A 17,556-nucleotide genomic window follows, 5' to 3' on the forward strand; every position below is an offset into this window, starting at 1 on the left:
CCCTCATTCCGACTTGCCGTCGGAGGCCTTGACCACGGCACCCGATTTGATGACCTGGATCGTCGGCGATCCGTTTCCACCACTCAACAGATGGTCGGCGGCGGAGGTGTCTTCCTCCTGCGCGTCGGCGACCGAGCGGAGCGCCAGCGACAGGCGTTCCGCCATCTGCTGGGCGACGGTGATGACCTTGGCCTGGTCCGGGGTGAGCTCAAGCGTCGCGGTGGTGCCCACGACCGACTTCTCGCCATCCGATTTTTCCTGGATCTGCTGGTCGATCGCCAAGACACGCACATTCGAGAGAACGGTCTCGGTCAGATAAGTATCCCCGCTGCCCCGGCGCACCATGATCACATCGACGCGGTCGTTCGGCAGGATAAACCCGCCGGCGCCAGTAGCGACAGAGATTTCGGTGGCGACCGCCCGCTTGCCGGAGGGCAGGAGAGACGACATGATTCGGGTCGAGGAATCAGCAATTTTCTCGCGCCTGACCGGCTCGCCTTCGAACATGGGCAGACGGACGACCACGCCGGTCAGTTCGGCAATCGCCTGCGGCCAGCTGTTTTCGGTGATGAAACCTTCGATTACGCTGCCTTCAGGCCAGGCCATCCAGCGCATCGACTTGTCGTTAAGGCGCGAACCCACGGGCAGATTGGCGGAAGACACCAGGACGTTGACCGTCGGCTCCTTCCTCACCTCGGCCTCGCCCTGAACCACGACGGGTTGTGGGCCGCTGAGCCGCATGGCCAGTAGCCCGGCCATGCCGGCGGCGACAATAGCCACGGCGAGAATGATGATACGCGCGGGTTTCATGATCGTTCCTTGAGCGACACAAAGGTCTGTGCCCCGCAGAATGATCAGCAATTGGTGTAATTATGGTTAATAAGCCGCTTACGATCTTGGTTAACGATCGCTTTCTTTCGCCGCTTCGGAGCGTTTCACCGAATGTTCTCAAGCGCCGTTAGGACAAGTGGAGACTGCGCGTAGGTCATCAGGCCGGCAAGGCCAATGGCAATCGCGTAGGGCACCTTCTTCGCGCTGAGCAACGATTGGGGCAGCGGCAGCCCCATGGCCATGACCGTATTGGCGCGCGAGCGCAGCATGAGGATGGCAATCGTCAGCACACCACCCAAGTAGGCGACATGGATGAGGAAAGATAGGAGTTCGGGGGTGAAACCGTACCACACGGCAGCGGCTGTCAGCAGCTTGGCATCGCCGCCGCCCATGACATTGAAGGCAAACAGCGTGAAGCCGACAGCGAAGACGATCAGGCCTGCCATGAGATGCATACCAAAACCCGCCCATGTCAGCCCGACGAACGGCGCCACGACAACAAAGGCGGCCAGCAGGATCACCGGGATCCGGTTGGGAATTGTCATCTCGAACAGGTCGGTGAGCGCCGCCAGCACGAGGCAGATCGGAAATATGACGAAGATCGCTGCTTCAAGCATGGCCCTCACCCTTTTACTTGAGGCTCACACAGCCTAGAGGCGAAACCTTACAAAATCGCAAACCGGGCACCCAGGATCGGGCGAACCCATTAATGCCGCGCCAAACGAGAAAAGCCGCCTCCAGATTGGAAGCGGCATTTTCCCGACTATGCGGACAGTGACTAGTTACCGGTCGCCGCCGGCTTACCAGCGTTGTCGAGCTTGGTTGCCAGACTGCTGAATTGGCTGTTCAGCGAATTGCCCAAGGTCGTTGCACCGGTGATCAGAGCAACAGAAATAAGGGCGGCGATCAGGCCATATTCGATGGCGGTTGCGCCGGATTCGTCCTTGATGAAACGTGCGAAAATCTTGGTCATGTTACTCTCCTACTCCACAATGTTGTTCAGCACTTCCGGCAACTGTTTGCCGTTGCTCGGATGACTGCAAACTACACAGCGCCCATTGCCATCGGCTTAATGAACACGGTTAGCGAGTTCTAAAGCCACGAATGTGCCGAGCGTGGTAAATGAATACGGAATGATTTTTGAAGCATTTTACGCACCGTCGAACGCTCCGTCGGCTCGAGAAAATACGACTATTAATCAATTCCTTAGCGAAGTGCGATCCGCCTCTTGCATGATGCAGAAAGTCGACGCCAAGGCTGCGCGCAACCGAGTTGGGCAGGATAACCGCCATTAACGAAGAGAATGGCGCCCCAATTTGACGCACAAACACCTGCCGCAGGCAACCGATGCCACCCACCGCCTTATAAACGCTGGCTATGGCAGCCGGGAAATGAGTCGCTTCGCCCTCATCATATGCGCCTTCGTAACACCAGGCGCGCGATCGGGAGCGTTTACGCTGGTGCTTAACGGTTCATTGACCATTTCCGCCCATGCTCCCGCAACAGGTCACCACTTAGAGCGGTACAAAAGGCTGACACGTATGTTGTCTCGCAGCACATTCTTCTCGCTTGCCGGCGCGCTTGCGCTCGGAGCAGCCCTTGCGGCCGGACCGAGCCGGGCCGGCGAGGACGTGCTGCGCGTCTATATGAATAGCGCACGCGTGCTGAAGCTCGACCGTCCCGTCAGCAAGGTGATCGTCGGCAATTCCGATGTGGCGGATGCAACAGTCGCCGATGCCAAGACCATCGTCCTCACCGGACGGGCATTTGGTACTACCAACCTCGTTCTGCTTGACGCCGAGGGCAACGCAATTGTCGACGAGCGCATCCTGGTGTCGATCGACGAAGCCAATACCGTGCGGATCTTCAAGGCGACGGCGCGGACCGTTCTGTCGTGCACGCCCAATTGCGAAGAACATGCCGCAACCGGTACTGCCAAGAACTGAGCATGAGCCGGTGGACAGGCGACGGCAGCAACAAGCGCGCCTGCCGTTCGTTCTAATTCTAAACAAGGCCGAAACAGAAAATCAATATCTGGCTTTTAACGTCAGGTCTTGTTCCGGACCTCGGATATAAGCGATGCGCGCAGACTTGCAGCACTTTGACGGTAAGAAGAACGCCGGGCGGTACAAGAACCGCCCATGGCGCCACATCGTCAAATCACGCGACGGGGCGGCCGCGATCGAGTTCGCGATCCTCGCAATCCCCTATTTCATGATCATCTTCGCAATCCTCGAAACCTTCACGGCCTATACGGCCGAGCAGATGGTGACGAATGCCGTGAACACGATGGCGCGAGAGCTGCGCACCGGCAATATTACCTATAATCTTGGCCGCTCGACGGATATGAACCAAACGGAATTCCGGGCCGCATTCTGCGACGAAATCTCGATCATGATCGCCTGCTCGAATAGCGAGGTGGAGACACCCGCGAAGCTCTATCTCGATGTGGAGGAAATGCCGACCTTCAAGGACATCGCGGACAAGGTCGGCATCCCGCGCACCGGCGGCGAATATTCAGACCTAGACACTTCCGCCTTTCATTTTTCACCCGGCGGTTCCGGAAGCATCAACCTGCTGCGCGCCTATTATCGATGGGATATCACCCTCGATTTCATCCGCGGCATCACGCATATCCGCCCCGACGCGAACACCCAGCAGTTCCTCATCATCGCGACCACCGCATTCCAGAACGAGGGCTATCCGTGACACCTCCACTGAGAAAAAAAGAGGTGGCTTGCGGTGAGTGTTCAGCCGCGTTCGCACGGCCTTTGGCCTTGCTGCGGCGGTTCCTGGGTGACCGACGCGGCGTTGGCGGAGTCGAGTTCGCCTTGCTCGCCCCCGTTCTTATCGTGCTTTATCTCTGCGCATTCGAACTCACCATGGGCCTCAGCGTATCAAAGAAAGTCACGATGGCCGCGAGCACGGTTGCCGACATCGTGAGCCGCAGCGACAAAGTCGCCAAGAGCGACCTCGAGGGAATGGTCGACGTCACGAACGCCATATTCGTCCCCTATGGCGTCAAAAACCTCTCCCTGAAGATCACCGGCATCTCGATCGACAGCTCCAAGCAAGCCAAAGTCGCTTGGTCATGGTCCCATTCCGGAACAGCGCCCTATGCCGTCGGCGCGACGGTAAGCGTTCCGAGCGACATGCTGATGGCAGACACTTTTCTGGTCCGGTCAGAACTCAGTGTCGATCATGAACTGGTAATGTATCTTCCCGCTCTCTCCGGCTCGCAGATCAATAAGATCACCATCGGCCGAGAGTTCTTCTTCCGGCAGCGCATCAACACCGACATCACCTGTTCCGACTGCTGAGCGGATTGGCCTATCGGACGTAGCGCGTGGCAATTGTCAGCCGCAGCCGAGGTTTGCCAAGGCCGTGGCTTGCCGCTAAACATGCCAATTCGATAGCCCGGACGACGACAGGCCATGACGGTCATATCCCGAGGCGCAGGTGAACAATGGCACGTGCATTTCTTTTCATACTTGATTCCTTCGGCATCGGCGGCGCCCCCGACGCGCCCGCCTATGGTGACGACGGTTCGGATACTTTCGGTCATATAGCCGAATTCTGCGCGGCAGGTGCAGGAGACCGTAAAGGCCTCAGGGCCGGCCCTCTTGCCCTGCCCAACATGTCTGCGCTCGGGCTGATCGCCATCGCCAAGCTCGCGACGGGCCGGACGCCTGCCGGTATGCCTATCCCAGAGCGGGTGTTCGGCCTGCATGGCGCGGCAAACGAGGTCTCGCACGGTAAAGACACGCCCTCTGGGCACTGGGAGATCGCCGGCACGCCGGTGATGTTCGACTGGGGCTATTTCCCGGCCGAGGGCGAGGCCTTTTCGCCCGAACTGGTCGAGGCGATTTGCCGAGAGGCCGAGCTTCCCGGTATTCTCGGCAACTGCCACGCCTCCGGCACAGAGATCATCGCTCGATTGGGCGAGGAACATATCCGCTCCGGCAAACCAATCTGCTACACTTCCTCGGATTCGGTGTTCCAGATCGCCGCCCACGAGACGCATTTCGGCCTCGAGCGGCTGCTATCGCTCTGTCAGATCGTCCGCAAGCTGGTCGATCCGCTCAATATCGGTAGGGTGATCGCCAGACCCTTCGTCGGCGAGACGGCCGCCACCTTTCAGCGCACCGGCAACCGCCGCGATTATTCCGTTCCTCCGCCCGAGCCGACACTGCTTGACCGACTGACAGACGCGGGACGCTCAGTATACGGGGTCGGCAAGATCGGCGACATTTTCGCCCATCAAGGCATCTCCCGCGTCCTAAAAGCCAATGGCAATATGGCACTGATGGATGCGACGCTTCAGGCTATGGACGAAGCACAGGATGGCGATCTAGTCTTCAGTAATTTTGTCGACTTCGACATGCTTTTTGGCCACCGCCGCGATGTGCCCGGCTATGCCGCAGCGCTCGAGGCTTTCGACCGGCGGCTGCCCGAGGTCCATCGCAAGCTGCGTCCCGGCGACATGGTACTGATGACCGCCGACCACGGCTGCGATCCGACCTGGCGTGGCACCGACCATACGCGCGAGCGCGTGCCGATCATGGCCTTCGGCCCCGGTATCAAGTCGCGCATGATCGGTATCCGCAATACCTATGCCGATATCGGCGAAACGATCGCGGCCCATCTCGGCATACCCGCCGGACCGCACGGACGGAGCTTCCTTTGACATCGCATCTGAAGAAGGCGGAGCTGCACTGCCATGTGGAGGGTGCCGCGCCGCCAGCACTGACCCTTGTGCAGGCAGAGAAATACAGTGTCGACCCCACGCACTTTGTGCGTGACGGCGCGTATGTCTGGAACGACTTCACAAGCTTCATAGCCTGCTATGATTTCGTCGCTTCGGTGTTTCGCACCGCTGAAGACTACGCCGCCCTGGCCGAGGCCTATCTAACCGAACTGGCCGTGGCGAACACGATCTATAGCGAGCTGTTCATCTCGCCCGACCATGGCGAGGCCGTCGGCCTTCCGCCTGACGACTATGTCGGCGGGCTCGCCGCCGGCATTCTTGCCGCGCGGCAAAAGACCGGCATCGAATGCCGCATGGTGATCATCGGCGAGCGGCATCTGGGTCCGGAAAACGTGCTTGCCCGTGCCAAATGGGCGGCAACGTTCAACCATCCGTTGGTTACCGGCTTCAACATCGCCGGCGAGGAGCGGATAAACCGGGTCGCTGACTATGTGCCGGCCTTTGACATCGTGCGTGAGGCTGGCCTCGGCATCACCATCCACGCCGGGGAACTGTGTGGCGCCTTTTCCGTCGCCGATGCGCTTGATCTCGTTCGCCCGAGCCGGATCGGCCATGGTGTGCGCGCCATCGAAGATGCGGATCTGGTCAGGCGGCTGGCCGATCTCGGCACAGTGCTTGAGGTGTGCCCGGGCTCCAACATCGCGCTCAAGGTGTTTCCAGACTACGCCAGCCATCCACTGCGGCGCTTCGTCGATGCCGGGGTCCGCGTGACGCTCAATTCCGACGATCCGCCGTTCTTCCACACGTCGCTTGCCGCCGAGTACGAGACGGCGTCCAAGGTGATGGGCTTCTCCGACGACGAGATCAACGCCATGACGCGAACGGCGATCGAGGCGGCCTTTGTCGACGAACCGACCCGACAGGCCCTGCTCGCGCGGCTTTGAGCGGCCGCGCCTGGGGATGAGCGGGCAAATTTCATCGGCGCCCTTGCGGGCGCCCGAGGGAATGTGGAAAACATTTCCTGTCACAAAATAAGAATAGAGGGGCCCGACCATGGACGGCGTCACAGTCATCAATCACCCGCTGGTACAGCACAAGCTCACCATCATGCGCCGCAAGGAAACCTCGACCTCGAGCTTCCGCCGTCTGCTGCGCGAGATCTCCACGCTGCTCTGCTATGAAGTGACGCGCGATCTCGAACTGACGATGGAAACGATCGAGACGCCTCTGGCTACGATGCAATCGCCGGTGCTCGAAGGAAAGAAGCTGGTCTTCGCCTCGATCCTGCGCGCTGGCAATGGCCTGCTGGAAGGCATGCTGGAGCTGGTGCCGGCCGCCCGCGTCTCGCATATCGGCGTCTACCGAGACCACGAGACGCTGAAGCCGGTCGAATATTACTTCAAAGCGCCGGACGCCTTGGATGAACGCCTGATCATCGTCGTGGACCCGATGCTCGCCACCGGCAACTCGTCGATCGCCGCGGTCGACAAGTTGAAGGAGCGCGGCGCAAACAACATCCGCTTCCTCTGCCTGCTGGCCGCGCCGGAAGGCATCAAGAATTTCCGCGAGGCGCATCCCGACGTACCGGTCTTCACCGCGGCGATCGACAGCCATCTGAACGAGAAGGGCTATATTATGCCAGGTCTCGGCGATGCCGGTGACCGCATGTATGGCACGAAATAAAGCTTTAACCAGATTTTTCGATTCACGGCCCGGAACGCCCGTTCCGGGCCGTTTTTTTTGTGCCTTAGCAGCTTTTCAATCCGAATGCGCTAACCGCTATGGCGAGCGCCATGAATGAAGGAGACACGTCATGCTGATGCGCACGCTCGCTTTCGTCATCGTGGCAGGGGTACTGGCGACCCAGGTGCCGGGTCTTTTCGAGGCACTCGATCAGCCGGCCGCCCAAGGAGGGGACGGCGGCACGCCGAACCTGACAAAAATAACAGCCACGCCGTCCGGAACGACCGTTCTCAAGGCCGACACGACAGGGCATTTTCGCGGCACGTTCAAGCTCAATGGCAAGCCGGTCGAAGCTTTGGTCGACACCGGAGCGTCGCTGGTGGCGATCAACGAAACGACGGCGCGGCGCATCGGCGTAAGCCTCGCCTCGCTCGATTTCAAATACCCGATCGCCACCGCCAATGGACAAACCCAAGCGGCGCATGTCCGGCTTCAACGGGTCGAGATCGGCTCGATCAAGGTCGATGCTGTCGATGCCTTCGTGCTCAGGGACAAGGCGCTTTCCGGAACGCTGATCGGCATGAGTTTTCTGAAACGGCTCGGCGCCTATTCCGCCCAGGATGGCCAACTGCGCTTGGTGCGCTGAAGCAATCGCCTCAGGCTGGACCGATGCGCTGTCCGATCACCGAGGCAAGGAGCGGCCTGTCGTCGGCGATTGCGTAACTCGCTGTAACCATCTGCACCGCCCGTTCGCCGCTGTCCCGGTCGGTGGCATGCACGGTGGCGATCAGGTCACCCTTGGACACAGCAGTGCCCAGCGGCAACAATCCCGTCAACCCCACACGATGGTCGATCGCATCGGTCGGACGCTGACGTCCGCCGCCAAGCGCGACGACGCAAAGTCCGAGACCGCGCGTGTCGGCAGAGGCAAGGTAACCGTCGACCTTGGCCTGCACCGGCATTTCGATCGGCGCTCTCTGCAGGTGACGCGCCGCGTGCTCGATGAAATCGACGGGGCCGCCGAGCGCGTGTACCATCTTGCCAAAAAGTTCCGCCGCGCGGCCGGAATCCAGTGCCTGACGGCAGCGGGCAAGACCCGTCTGCAAGTCGCCGACCGTACCGGCATTGACCAGCATTTCCGCACCCAATGCCAGCGTCACCTCTTCCAGCCGGGTGCCCGCCTTAGCGCCGGCGAGGAAATCGACGGCATTCAGGACCTCGACGGCATTACCGGCCGCATCGGCCAGCGGTTCATTCATATCGGTCAAAAGCGCGCTGGTGCGCACCCCTGCCCCGTTGGCAACAGCCACCAGCGAGCGGGCCAGCGCCTCGGCATCCTCGCCCTTGGCCATAAAGGCCCCATTACCGACCTTGACGTCGAGAACCAGGCTTTCCAATCCTGCCGCGAGCTTCTTCGACAGGATGGAGGCGGTGATCAGCGGGATGGATTCGACTGTCGCGGTGACATCGCGGATGGCATAGAGACGCTTGTCGGCCGGCGCAAGATCTCCGGTCTGCCCGATAATGGCGCAACCGACGTCGTCGACCACCCGGCGAAAGGTCGCCGCATCGGGCATAACATTGTAACCGCGAATCGATTGCAGCTTGTCGAGCGTACCACCGGTATGGCCGAGACCGCGACCAGAGATCATTGGCACAGCGAGACCACAAGCGGCAACGATCGGCGCCAGCATCAGCGAGACATTGTCACCGACACCACCCGTCGAATGCTTGTCGGCGATCGGTTTGCCAACGCCCGCCCAAGAGAGAACCTCGCCGGAATCGCGCATGGCGAGCGTCAGCGCGACGATCTCTTCCGGCGTCATGCCCTTGAAAAAGACAGCCATCGCAAAGGCGGCGACCTGCCCTTCCGAGATGGTCTCCTGGCTCAGCCCTTCAATGAAGGCGGTGATTTCGGCCGCAGTCAATATGGCGCCGTCACGCTTGCGGCGGATGATTTCCTGAGGGAGCATGGATCAATATCCCGTGTTGTCGACACTCGACCGGCCACCGCCGAGCACTGCGAGAATGTCATCGAGCAGACCAGAGGCGCCGAAGCGGAAGGTGGACGGCATGACCCAGTCCTCACTGAGGATCGTGTCGGCAAGCCGCAGGTAGAGGCCGGCATCGGCGACCGAGGAAATGCCACCGGCCGGTTTGAAGCCGACCTTCTTACGGCTGTCGCGGATCGCCTGGAGCATGATGTCAGCCGCCTCGAGCGTCGCGTTGACGGCGACTTTGCCAGTCGAGGTCTTGATGAAATCGGCGCCTGCGGCAATCGCCAGTTCCGAAGCCCGACGGATCAGGCCGGCATCCTTAATCTCGCCGGTTTCGAGAATGGTCTTGAGTAGTACCGGCTCGGCGCAGACGGCACGCACCGCCTCCACCATCGCCATCACCGCAGCCGTGTCCCCACCGATAAGCGCCCGATAGGGAATGACCAGATCGATCTCGTCGGCGCCGTCGGCTATCGCTTCACGGGTTTCGGCGAGCACATCCTCGAGCTTCATGTCGCCGGAGGGAAAATTGACCACCGTGGCGATGCGCACCAGACTATCCGGGCCGAGCTGGGCTCTGGCACGGGCGATGAAGCGAGGCCAGATGCAGACGGCCGCCGTATGGCCAAACGGCGTTACAGCCTTGGCGCACAACGCGTCGATCTGGGCGGGCGTGCAGTCGTCTTTGAGATTGGTCAGATCGACCAGGCCAAGCGCCCGGGCAGCGATTGCCCTCGCTTCGTTATTATCCAACTTCCGTCCCTCCACCCGCGACCATTCTCTTCAGAATGGCGGCAAGACGCTTGCCGCCTATGGGCGCCATATCCTTGGTCTCGGCATGGCTGAGCTCGGCACCCGTCATCCCCGCCCCGAAATTGGTGATAACCGATGCAGCCGCCACGCGCAGCCCGAAAAAGCGCGCAAGAATCACTTCCGGCACGGTCGACATGCCAACGGCATCGGCGCCAAGCACACGTGCCATTCGGATCTCCGCCGGCGTCTCGAAGCTCGGGCCAGAAAACCACATGTAGACGCCAGAGGAGAGCGCAATGCCTTCGTCTGCCGCCGCGCGACGCATGGCGGCGGCAAGTTCGACGTCATAAGCGGCAGTCATCCCGACGAAACGGCTGTCGCTCCCCTCACCGATCAGCGGGTTCATACCGGAAAAGTTGATGTGGTCGGTGATCTGCATGACCGAACCCGGCGGCAGATCCTCGCGCAGAGAACCGGCGGAATTGGTGAGGATCAGCGATTGCACGCCGAGACCCCGCAGCACCTCGATCGGCACGCGCATGGCGTTCGCGTCGCCGTGCTCGTAGTAGTGGATGCGGCCAGCCAGCATGATCACCGGTTCGCGGTCGAGATAGCCCGCCACCAGTTCGCCGGCATGCCCGGATACGCCGCTCACCGGAAAGCCGGGAAGATCATGGTAGGAGACGCGGATCGGATCGCGGATCTCCTCGACCAGCGAGCCGAGGCCCGATCCGAGAACGATGCCGTAGCGCGGCAAGAGGCCATCCAGCCGATCGACGAGAAAGTTGATTGCGTCCCTCATCCGAGAATTTCCGTCTTGAAGGAGAAGGGCAGGAGTTCGTCCATGGTCATCGTCTTCTTCACGCCAACCTCGTCGCAGAGGTAAATCTTGGTCCCCGCGTTGGCGAATTCGGCGATCTTCTGGCGGCAGCCGCCGCAGGGCGGGCAGAGCGCCAGCTTCTCGGCAATCACAGCCATCTCGACGATCTTCTTGCCCCCACCCATGATCATGCAGCCGATCGCGGTTGGCTCGGCACACCAGCCCTGCGGAAACGAGAGGTTCTCGATGTTGGCGCCGGTGTAGATCTTCCCGTCGTCGGCGCGGATCGCCGCCCCGACCGGGAATTTCGAATAGGGCGCATGGGCGAACTGCATGGCGCCACGCGCAGCCTCGAACAGGTCATGGGACATGGATTTCAACGCTCCTTCACATAAGGGACCCCGCCGGCCTTCGGCGGGTTGGCGGAACCGATCAGGCCGGCCAGCAGGATGCAGGTGAGGATATAGGGCAACGCCTGGAAAATCTGCACCGGCACCTCGCCTATGCCGGGAATCGATTTGCCTTGCATAAAGTTGGCGAGCGCATCAAGGAAGCCGAACAGCAGGCAGGCAAGCAGCACCGGAACTGGCCGCCACTTGGCGAAGATCAGCGCGGCGAGCGCGATATAACCCTTGCCGGCCGACATGTTATTGATGAAGGCTGCCGACTGACCGATCGCCAGATAGGTACCGGAAAAGCCGCAGAGGAAGCCGGCGACCATGACGGCGCGATAGCGCAGCCAGATGACCGAGATACCGGCGGTATCGACGGCGCCGGGATTCTCGCCGACGGCGCGCAGCCGAAGGCCGAAGCGCGTGCGGTAAAGCACCCACCAAGAAATCGGTACGGCGAGGAAGGCGAGATAGGTCAGCAGGTTGTTGCCCGAGATGACATTGGCATAGAGCGGGCCGATCACCGGAACGTCGCGCAGCATCTCTGCGCCGGGCAGCGTGATCGGCGAAAAGCGCGCATCGGCGGGAAGGCCAGGCGTGCGGCCACCCTGGTGAAACCAGGCATGGCCGAGCACCGCAGTCAGCCCCGCAGCGACGAAGTTGATCGCCACGCCTGAGACGATCTGGTTGCCGCGATTGGTGATCGAGGCAAAGCCGTGCACGAGCGAGAAGGCAAGCGACACGCCGATGCCGGAAGCAAGACCGATCCACGGCGAGCCTGTCAGATAGGCGGCAGTGGCGGAGGCGAAGGCTGCGGCCAACATCTTGCCCTCGAGGCCGATGTCGAAGATACCGGCGCGCTCGGAGAACAGGCCTGCGAGCGCCGTGAAGATCAGCGGGATCGACAGACGGACGGTGGAGCCGAGGATGCTGACGAGAATATCGAAGTAATCCATGACGCTCACCTCACGCTCTGGTGATTTTCTGGTAGATGCGCACAATCGTCGGCCGGAACATGTATTCGAGCGCGCCGGCAAACAGGATCACCAGCCCCTGGATCACCATGATCATGTCACGGGTGATGGTCGGCATGTCGAAGGACAGTTCCGCACCTCCCTGGTAAAGCACACCAAACAGGATAGCCGCGAGCACGATGCCGATCGGATGATTGCGCCCCATCAGCGAGACGGCGATGCCGACGAACCCGGCGCCGCTGACGAATTCGACCTGCAGGCGGGCAGACGCCCCCATTACCGGGTTGAGCGCCATCATGCCGGCGAGCCCGCCGGAGATCAGCATGGTGATGATGACGATCTTCACATAGGGAATACCGGCATAGGCTGCTACCGAACGGCTGATGCCGAGCGTGCGCATCTCGTAACCAAGCTTGGTGTGCCAGATCAACACCCAAACCAGCACGCACATCACGAGCGCGATCAGGAAGGAGACATTGAGCGGTGCGGGGCCCAGCTTCAAACCGAACATAGCCATCAGCCAGTCGAGCTTGGGCAGCTGTCCGCCTTCGAGAAAGGTCCGGGTCTCCGGCGCCATCTTGCCCGGCACGATCAACACATGCACCAGAACATAGTTCATCAGCGACGAAATGATGTAGTTGAACATGATCGTCGTGATGACGATATGGCTGTTGCGCTTGGCCTGAAGCCAAGCGGGGATCACCGCGCCGGCGGCACCAAACAGGGCAGCCGCACAAACAGCGACCGGCATCGTCACATACCACGGAACGTAATGGTCAAGCGAAAGCGCCACCAGGGCCGCGCCGAGACCGCCGAGATAGGCCTGGCCTTCCGAGCCGATGTTGAACAGGCCGGCATGATAGGCGACGGCGACCGAAAGGCCGGTGAAAATGAAGTTCGTCGCGTAAAACAGTGTGAAACCAATGCCCTCGCCGCGCCCGAGCGCGCCGGCAAGCATCAGCTTGAGGGCTTCATAGGGGTTCTCGCCGATCACCCAGACCACCACGCCGGAGACCAGGAAGGCGAGCATGAGATTGATTAGCGGAATCAGCGCGTAATTGATCCAATTGGGAAGCGATACGGAAGCGGTACTCATGAAATCCTCACGCGGCAATACCGGCCATCATCAGGCCGAGCGTCTGTTCACCGGTCTCCGGGCTCTTCTCGCCGACGATCTTGCCGGCAAACATCACAAGAACGCGGTCGGAGAGCGAGCGGATCTCGTCGAGCTCGACCGAGACCAACAGGACGGCCTTTCCGGCGTCGCGCGTTTCGACAATCCGGCGGTGGATGAATTCGATGGCACCGATGTCGACGCCGCGCGTCGGCTGGCCGACGACAAGCAGCTTCGGGTCACGCTCGATCTCGCGGGCGACAACGATCTTCTGCTGGTTGCCACCGGAAAAATTAGCGGTCTTCAAACGGGGGTTCGGCGGACGGATGTCGTATTTCCCGATCTCGTCGACCGCCGCCTTGCGCACCATGTCCGGATTGAGGAAGACGCCGTTGCCGTAACGATCGTCACGGTGATAGCCGAGGATGGCGTTCTCGGCCTCCTCGAAGGCCAGCACCAGGCCCATGTGATGACGGTCTTCCGGAATATGTGCGAGGCCGAGGCCGCGCAGCCGCGCCGGATCGAAGCCGGTGACCGGCTGGCCGCAGAACAGAATCTCGCCGGAGGTCGGCTTACGGATGCCGGTAATGGCCTCCAGCAGCTCGCTCTGGCCGTTGCCGGCCACGCCGGCGATGCCGAGGATCTCGCCCGAGCGCACATCGAAGGAGACATTGTCGACCATGGTGACGCCACGATGGTCCTTGACAGTAAGGTTGCGGACCGAAAGGAAGACCTCGCCGGGATTGGAATCGCCCTTGTCCACATGCAGCAACACGCGGCGTCCGACCATGAGTTCGGCCAGTTCCTCGACCGTCGTCTCGGACGTCGTGCGGGTCGCGACGATCTCGCCGCGGCGCATGACCGACACCGTGTCCGTGATCGCCATGATCTCGCGCAGCTTGTGGGTGATGAGGATGACCGTCTTGCCCTGGTCACGCAGCACGCGCAGAATCTTGAACAGGTGGTCGGCTTCGGCGGGGGTGAGCACGCCGGTCGGCTCGTCGAGGATCAGGATCTCGGCGCCGCGATACATGGCTTTCAAGATTTCCACCCGCTGCTGTAGGCCGACGGGAAGCTCCTCGACCACCGCATCGGGGTCGACCTCGAGTTCATAATCGGCCTCCAGCTTCTTCAAGGCGTCGCGCGCCGCATCCGCGCCCTTCCCGAGCAGGGCGCCGCCCTCCGCGCCGAGCATCAGGTTTTCCAGCACGGTAAAATTCTCGACCAGCATGAAGTGCTGATGCACCATGCCGATACCAGCAGCGATCGCCGACTGGCTATCACGGATGGTGACCGGCTTGCCGTCAATATGGATCACGCCGCTATCGGCCTGGTAGAAACCGTAGAGGATCGACATCAGCGTCGACTTACCGGCCCCGTTCTCGCCGATGATGCCGTGGATCGAGCCCTTGGCGACGGTCAGGTTGATGTTCTTGTTGGCGTGCACCGCACCGAATTTCTTGTCGATGCCGATCAGCTCGATCGCCGGCGCCTGGCTCATTTCGTTCATTCCGGTCCCCCAGACATGGAAAGGGCGCAAGGCGGATTGATCAACCGCCTTGCGCCCGGATCAGATCATTTCGGGCAGGAATTGTCCGACATGTAGTCGTGAACCTTGATCGTGCCGGCAATGATGTCAGCCTTGGCCTTCTCGACGGCAGCCTTCATGTCATCGGTGATGAGCTTGGCATTGTTGTCGTCTAGAGCGTAGGCAACGCCGTCTTCCTTGACGCCAAGCGCCTGGACGCCGGAGGTGAAGGCGTCACCCTTGGTATCGACATAGGCGTTGTAAACGGCGAGATCGACGCGCTTGACCATCGAAGTCAAGACCGACCCCGGATGCAAGTGGTTCTGGTTCGAGTCAACGCCGATCGACAGCTTGCCGTTGTCGGCGGCGGCCTGCAGCACGCCAAGGCCGGTCGCGCCGGCCGCCGCGTAGATAACGTCGGCGCCCTGATCGATCTGGTTCTTGGTCAGCTCACCGCCACGAACCGGGTCGTTCCAAGCAGCACCGGTCGTACCGGTCATGTTCTGGAAAACCTGGATGTCGGCGTTGACGGCGCGTGCGCCTTGCTCGTAGCCGCACTCGAACTTGCGGATCAGCGGAATGTCCATGCCGCCGATGAAGCCGACCTTGCCGCTCTTAGAAGCCATGCCGGCGAGAACGCCGACGAGGTAGGAACCTTCCTCTTCCTTATAAACGACCGAGCGGACGTTCGGCATATCGACGACCGCATCGACGATCACGAACTTGGTGTCGGGGAATTCGGCGGCGACTTTCTCGATGGCTGAGGTCCAGGCGAAGGATACGGCGACAACCGGATTATAGCCGCGCGAGGCGAAGTTGCGGATCGCTTGTTCGCCCTGAGTATCACCGGTCGGCTCGAAGTCGCGATAGTCGATACCGGTCTCGGCCTTGAACTTCTCCGCTCCGGCGTAGGCTGCTTCGTTGAATGATTTGTCGAATTTGCCGCCCGTGCCATAGACGAGCGCAGGCTTGACGTCGGCGGCGAGCGCCGTTGCCGACATCGCAGCCAAGGCAAAGAGACTCAAAAGGGTTTTCTTCATTTTGCAGCCCTGTTGTTGCTATTGATCTTGTTGGGTCCTCCCGCAAGCGCTTTGACACGCCAGTCTGCGGAACCACCGACCCCTTTCCCAAGGGCCTGGCTGCGCGCATCCTTGCATGGCTTTTGGAAAAATTCACCCGGTTTTTTTCAACTGGTAAAGAATCGTCGGGGCCGCGCCAACACCATAAGGAAAAGCCGAAAATTCAGCCAGATCAAGGGGCTCGCTGCCAAGAGAACGAGCAGCGGGACCCTATCCGGAGACCGGAAGCGGAAGCGGAAGCGGAAGCGGAAGCGGAAGCGGAAGCGGACAACTGACGCCTATGCCGCGCAGGCCACAATAGCCGTTGGGATTTTTTGCCAAGTATTGCTGATGATAGTCCTCGGCATAATAGAATGGTCCGGCCGGGGCGATCTGTGTCGTCACCGTCTGCTTGCGGCCGGCGGTGATCAGAGCGCCCTGAAAGGCATCTCGGACCCTGAGCGCCGCATCGATGTCGTCTGCGTTCTCGGCATAGATCACCGACCGGTAAGTCGTGCCGATATCATTGCCCTGGCGCATGCCCTGGGTCGGATCATGCGCCTCGAAGAAGACCTTGAGCAGCGTTTCGAGGGTGACGACCTTCGGATCATAGACGACCTTCACCACCTCAGCATGGCCGGTGAGCCCGGTTACGGTTTCCTGATAGGTCGGGTTCGGCGTGAAGCCGCCCTGATAGCCGACGGCGGTGACGTAGACGCCTGTCGTGTTCCACAAGAGCCGCTCGGCACCCCAGAAACATCCCATACCGAGATAGATCGTACGGAAGCCCTCCGGATACGGCCCCTTGAGTGGTCGACCGGAGACGAAATGCGTCTCGGCGGTCGGCAAGGACTGATCGCGCCCCGGTAGCGCGGTCTCGGCCGTCGGCATGGTCGTCTTCCTGTTGAACATGTCGATCAGAAACATCGTAGGTTCCTTCCATAGAGGTCGCATGCGACCGCCGTTCTCGGGCGCCCGTCGGTCAGGCGGCGAAGCGGCCGGCCAAGGACGGCTTCCTGTAGCCAGCCATCCACAACAGCAGGGCCACGGCGAGGAAAATGGCAAAGGCGGGCTGCGGCAAGAACCAAACCTCCAGCATCCGCCAAGCCGTGGGGCCGAGGTTAACTTCGACCAGCGTACGGAGCCAGGCCAGCGAGACAGGAGCGATCTCGACCCAGGCCGAGCGAAGCGGCGTTACAACGACCTGCGACACAGACACCGAGGCAATGGAGTCCATCGCGGCTGCGACGATGGCAATACAGAGGGCGGCGAAACTCACCAGACGCAAAACAAAACGCATTGTCCCCCCCAAAGATCTTCGGCCGGCAATGCAGCGCCCCCACACCCCAATACCGGCCGAGATCAGCTAATAGAAAGCCTTTTGTCCGGGCAAGTCAAAAAACCGTCAGATTTCGGTTGATCTGCGGAAAATCATCGGTATATATCGCGCCAATCCAACCGGTAGCCCGGTTCGGCGCGGACGGACAGGTGGCCGAGTGGTTTAAGGCGCACGCCTGGAACGCGTGTGTGCGTGAAAGCGTACCGTGGGTTCGAATCCCACCTTGTCCGCCATTTAATTGTCAAACATATTGATTTAAATAAGTTAATTCGAGTGTAGCGCAGGGCGCCCGACAAAAACACCCACATTGTTTTTTGCTTCGCGTTGGCGGGTTGCTCTTGGGCTCTGACTCACATTTG

Annotated in this window: 20 protein-coding genes and 1 tRNA gene; 8 read left to right on the forward strand and 13 right to left on the reverse strand. The window is 60.8% G+C overall.

Going from position 1 to position 17,556, the window contains the following annotated elements:
- Positions 1-3: 3 nt before the first annotated feature.
- The 3 genes from cpaB to RNA01_RS20755 all read right to left on the reverse strand — a co-directional run bounded on the left by cpaB (position 4) and on the right by RNA01_RS20755 (position 1,804).
- The gene (cpaB, locus tag RNA01_RS20745; RefSeq protein WP_147182061.1) at positions 4-810 is read right to left on the reverse strand and encodes a Flp pilus assembly protein CpaB; all 807 of its coding nucleotides are present in this window, start codon (positions 808-810) and stop codon (positions 4-6) included.
- Positions 811-935: 125 nt separating this feature from the next.
- Positions 936-1,448 carry an A24 family peptidase gene (locus RNA01_RS20750; RefSeq protein ID WP_147182062.1) on the reverse strand — a complete coding sequence of 171 codons (513 nt, stop codon included), beginning with the start codon at positions 1,446-1,448 and terminating at the stop codon, positions 936-938.
- A gap of 161 nt (positions 1,449-1,609) precedes the next feature.
- Positions 1,610-1,804 carry a Flp family type IVb pilin gene (locus tag RNA01_RS20755; RefSeq protein WP_147182063.1) on the reverse strand — a complete coding sequence of 65 codons (195 nt, stop codon included), beginning with the start codon at positions 1,802-1,804 and terminating at the stop codon, positions 1,610-1,612.
- Positions 1,805-2,372: 568 nt separating this feature from the next.
- On the opposite strand from RNA01_RS20755, the gene RNA01_RS20760 reads away from it, so the two are divergent.
- The 7 genes from RNA01_RS20760 to RNA01_RS20790 all read left to right on the forward strand — a co-directional run bounded on the left by RNA01_RS20760 (position 2,373) and on the right by RNA01_RS20790 (position 7,868).
- A complete protein-coding gene (locus tag RNA01_RS20760) occupies positions 2,373-2,777 on the forward strand; it encodes a pilus assembly protein N-terminal domain-containing protein (protein ID WP_147182064.1) in 405 nt (134 codons plus the stop codon).
- 133 nt (positions 2,778-2,910) lie between these two features.
- On the forward strand, positions 2,911-3,540 hold the full coding sequence (locus RNA01_RS20765) for a TadE/TadG family type IV pilus assembly protein (protein ID WP_147182065.1): 630 nt from the start codon (positions 2,911-2,913) through the stop codon (positions 3,538-3,540).
- A 68-nt stretch (positions 3,541-3,608) separates the two neighbouring features.
- On the forward strand, positions 3,609-4,151 hold the full coding sequence (locus RNA01_RS20770) for a TadE/TadG family type IV pilus assembly protein (RefSeq protein WP_235916819.1): 543 nt from the start codon (positions 3,609-3,611) through the stop codon (positions 4,149-4,151).
- Between the two features lie 146 nt (positions 4,152-4,297).
- Positions 4,298-5,518 (forward strand): phosphopentomutase, encoded by a 1,221-nt coding sequence (locus RNA01_RS20775; protein ID WP_147182067.1) that lies wholly within the window; start codon positions 4,298-4,300, stop codon positions 5,516-5,518.
- The gene (locus RNA01_RS20780) at positions 5,515-6,483 is read left to right on the forward strand and encodes an adenosine deaminase (protein WP_147182068.1); all 969 of its coding nucleotides are present in this window, start codon (positions 5,515-5,517) and stop codon (positions 6,481-6,483) included. The genes RNA01_RS20775 and RNA01_RS20780 overlap by 4 nt, the downstream gene beginning before the upstream one ends.
- Positions 6,484-6,592: 109 nt before the next feature.
- Positions 6,593-7,222, forward strand: a complete 630-nt coding sequence (gene upp, locus RNA01_RS20785; protein WP_147182069.1) for a uracil phosphoribosyltransferase — start codon at positions 6,593-6,595, stop codon at positions 7,220-7,222.
- 130 nt (positions 7,223-7,352) lie between these two features.
- Positions 7,353-7,868, forward strand: coding sequence for a TIGR02281 family clan AA aspartic protease (locus RNA01_RS20790; RefSeq protein WP_147182070.1), 516 nt, complete (start codon positions 7,353-7,355; stop codon positions 7,866-7,868).
- 10 nt (positions 7,869-7,878) lie between these two features.
- Here RNA01_RS20790 and deoA read toward each other — a convergent pair whose 3' ends face one another.
- The 10 genes from deoA to RNA01_RS20840 form a co-directional block, all read right to left on the reverse strand.
- Positions 7,879-9,195 carry a thymidine phosphorylase gene (gene deoA, locus RNA01_RS20795; protein ID WP_147182071.1) on the reverse strand — a complete coding sequence of 439 codons (1,317 nt, stop codon included), beginning with the start codon at positions 9,193-9,195 and terminating at the stop codon, positions 7,879-7,881.
- A gap of 3 nt (positions 9,196-9,198) precedes the next feature.
- Entirely contained in the window at positions 9,199-9,972 is a 774-nt protein-coding gene (gene deoC / locus RNA01_RS20800) for a deoxyribose-phosphate aldolase (RefSeq protein WP_147182072.1), read from the reverse strand.
- Entirely contained in the window at positions 9,965-10,774 is an 810-nt protein-coding gene (locus RNA01_RS20805; RefSeq protein WP_147182073.1) for a purine-nucleoside phosphorylase, read from the reverse strand. The genes deoC and RNA01_RS20805 overlap by 8 nt, the downstream gene beginning before the upstream one ends.
- Entirely contained in the window at positions 10,771-11,163 is a 393-nt protein-coding gene (locus RNA01_RS20810) for a cytidine deaminase (protein ID WP_147182074.1), read from the reverse strand. Before RNA01_RS20810 ends, RNA01_RS20805 begins: the two co-directional genes overlap by 4 nt.
- A 5-nt stretch (positions 11,164-11,168) precedes the next feature.
- Positions 11,169-12,140 (reverse strand): ABC transporter permease, encoded by a 972-nt coding sequence (locus RNA01_RS20815; protein ID WP_147182075.1) that lies wholly within the window; start codon positions 12,138-12,140, stop codon positions 11,169-11,171.
- A gap of 10 nt (positions 12,141-12,150) precedes the next feature.
- A complete protein-coding gene (locus RNA01_RS20820; protein WP_147182076.1) occupies positions 12,151-13,254 on the reverse strand; it encodes an ABC transporter permease in 1,104 nt (367 codons plus the stop codon).
- A gap of 7 nt (positions 13,255-13,261) precedes the next feature.
- Complete coding sequence (locus RNA01_RS20825; RefSeq protein WP_147182082.1) at positions 13,262-14,773, reverse strand: ABC transporter ATP-binding protein; 1,512 nt, start codon at positions 14,771-14,773, stop codon at positions 13,262-13,264.
- 74 nt (positions 14,774-14,847) lie between these two features.
- Positions 14,848-15,840: a BMP family lipoprotein gene (locus RNA01_RS20830; RefSeq protein ID WP_147182077.1), complete on the reverse strand. Its 993-nt coding sequence runs from the start codon at positions 15,838-15,840 to the stop codon at positions 14,848-14,850.
- A 249-nt stretch (positions 15,841-16,089) separates the two neighbouring features.
- Complete coding sequence (gene msrA, locus RNA01_RS20835; RefSeq protein ID WP_147182078.1) at positions 16,090-16,785, reverse strand: peptide-methionine (S)-S-oxide reductase MsrA; 696 nt, start codon at positions 16,783-16,785, stop codon at positions 16,090-16,092.
- Between the two features lie 55 nt (positions 16,786-16,840).
- Positions 16,841-17,158, reverse strand: coding sequence for a hypothetical protein (locus RNA01_RS20840; RefSeq protein ID WP_147182079.1), 318 nt, complete (start codon positions 17,156-17,158; stop codon positions 16,841-16,843).
- A gap of 182 nt (positions 17,159-17,340) precedes the next feature.
- Between RNA01_RS20840 and RNA01_RS20845 the strand changes: the two genes are divergently transcribed.
- Positions 17,341-17,430: transfer RNA gene (locus tag RNA01_RS20845), tRNA-Ser, on the forward strand.
- The last annotated feature ends 126 nt before the right edge of the window (positions 17,431-17,556 follow it).

Source organism: Paenirhizobium naphthalenivorans (assembly GCF_007992095.1).
Classification (GTDB): Bacteria; Pseudomonadota; Alphaproteobacteria; order Rhizobiales; family Rhizobiaceae; genus Allorhizobium; species Allorhizobium naphthalenivorans.

Bases quoted from the DNA above. Each gene is read 5' to 3' on its own strand.
- cpaB (WP_147182061.1), bottom strand. From the start codon at position 810: ATGAAACCCGCGCGTATCATCATTCTCGCCGTGGCTATTGTCGCCGCC.
- RNA01_RS20750 (WP_147182062.1), bottom strand. From the start codon at position 1,448: ATGCTTGAAGCAGCGATCTTCGTCATATTTCCGATCTGCCTCGTGCTG.
- RNA01_RS20755 (WP_147182063.1), bottom strand. From the start codon at position 1,804: ATGACCAAGATTTTCGCACGTTTCATCAAGGACGAATCCGGCGCAACC.
- RNA01_RS20760 (WP_147182064.1), top strand. From the start codon at position 2,373: ATGTTGTCTCGCAGCACATTCTTCTCGCTTGCCGGCGCGCTTGCGCTC.
- RNA01_RS20765 (WP_147182065.1), top strand. From the start codon at position 2,911: ATGCGCGCAGACTTGCAGCACTTTGACGGTAAGAAGAACGCCGGGCGG.
- RNA01_RS20775 (WP_147182067.1), top strand. From the start codon at position 4,298: ATGGCACGTGCATTTCTTTTCATACTTGATTCCTTCGGCATCGGCGGC.
- upp (WP_147182069.1), top strand. From the start codon at position 6,593: ATGGACGGCGTCACAGTCATCAATCACCCGCTGGTACAGCACAAGCTC.
- RNA01_RS20790 (WP_147182070.1), top strand. From the start codon at position 7,353: ATGCTGATGCGCACGCTCGCTTTCGTCATCGTGGCAGGGGTACTGGCG.
- deoA (WP_147182071.1), bottom strand. From the start codon at position 9,195: ATGCTCCCTCAGGAAATCATCCGCCGCAAGCGTGACGGCGCCATATTG.
- RNA01_RS20805 (WP_147182073.1), bottom strand. From the start codon at position 10,774: ATGAGGGACGCAATCAACTTTCTCGTCGATCGGCTGGATGGCCTCTTG.
- RNA01_RS20810 (WP_147182074.1), bottom strand. From the start codon at position 11,163: ATGTCCCATGACCTGTTCGAGGCTGCGCGTGGCGCCATGCAGTTCGCC.
- RNA01_RS20815 (WP_147182075.1), bottom strand. From the start codon at position 12,140: ATGGATTACTTCGATATTCTCGTCAGCATCCTCGGCTCCACCGTCCGT.
- RNA01_RS20820 (WP_147182076.1), bottom strand. From the start codon at position 13,254: ATGAGTACCGCTTCCGTATCGCTTCCCAATTGGATCAATTACGCGCTG.
- RNA01_RS20825 (WP_147182082.1), bottom strand. From the start codon at position 14,773: ATGAGCCAGGCGCCGGCGATCGAGCTGATCGGCATCGACAAGAAATTC.
- RNA01_RS20830 (WP_147182077.1), bottom strand. From the start codon at position 15,840: ATGAAGAAAACCCTTTTGAGTCTCTTTGCCTTGGCTGCGATGTCGGCA.
- msrA (WP_147182078.1), bottom strand. From the start codon at position 16,785: ATGTTTCTGATCGACATGTTCAACAGGAAGACGACCATGCCGACGGCC.
- RNA01_RS20840 (WP_147182079.1), bottom strand. From the start codon at position 17,158: ATGCGTTTTGTTTTGCGTCTGGTGAGTTTCGCCGCCCTCTGTATTGCC.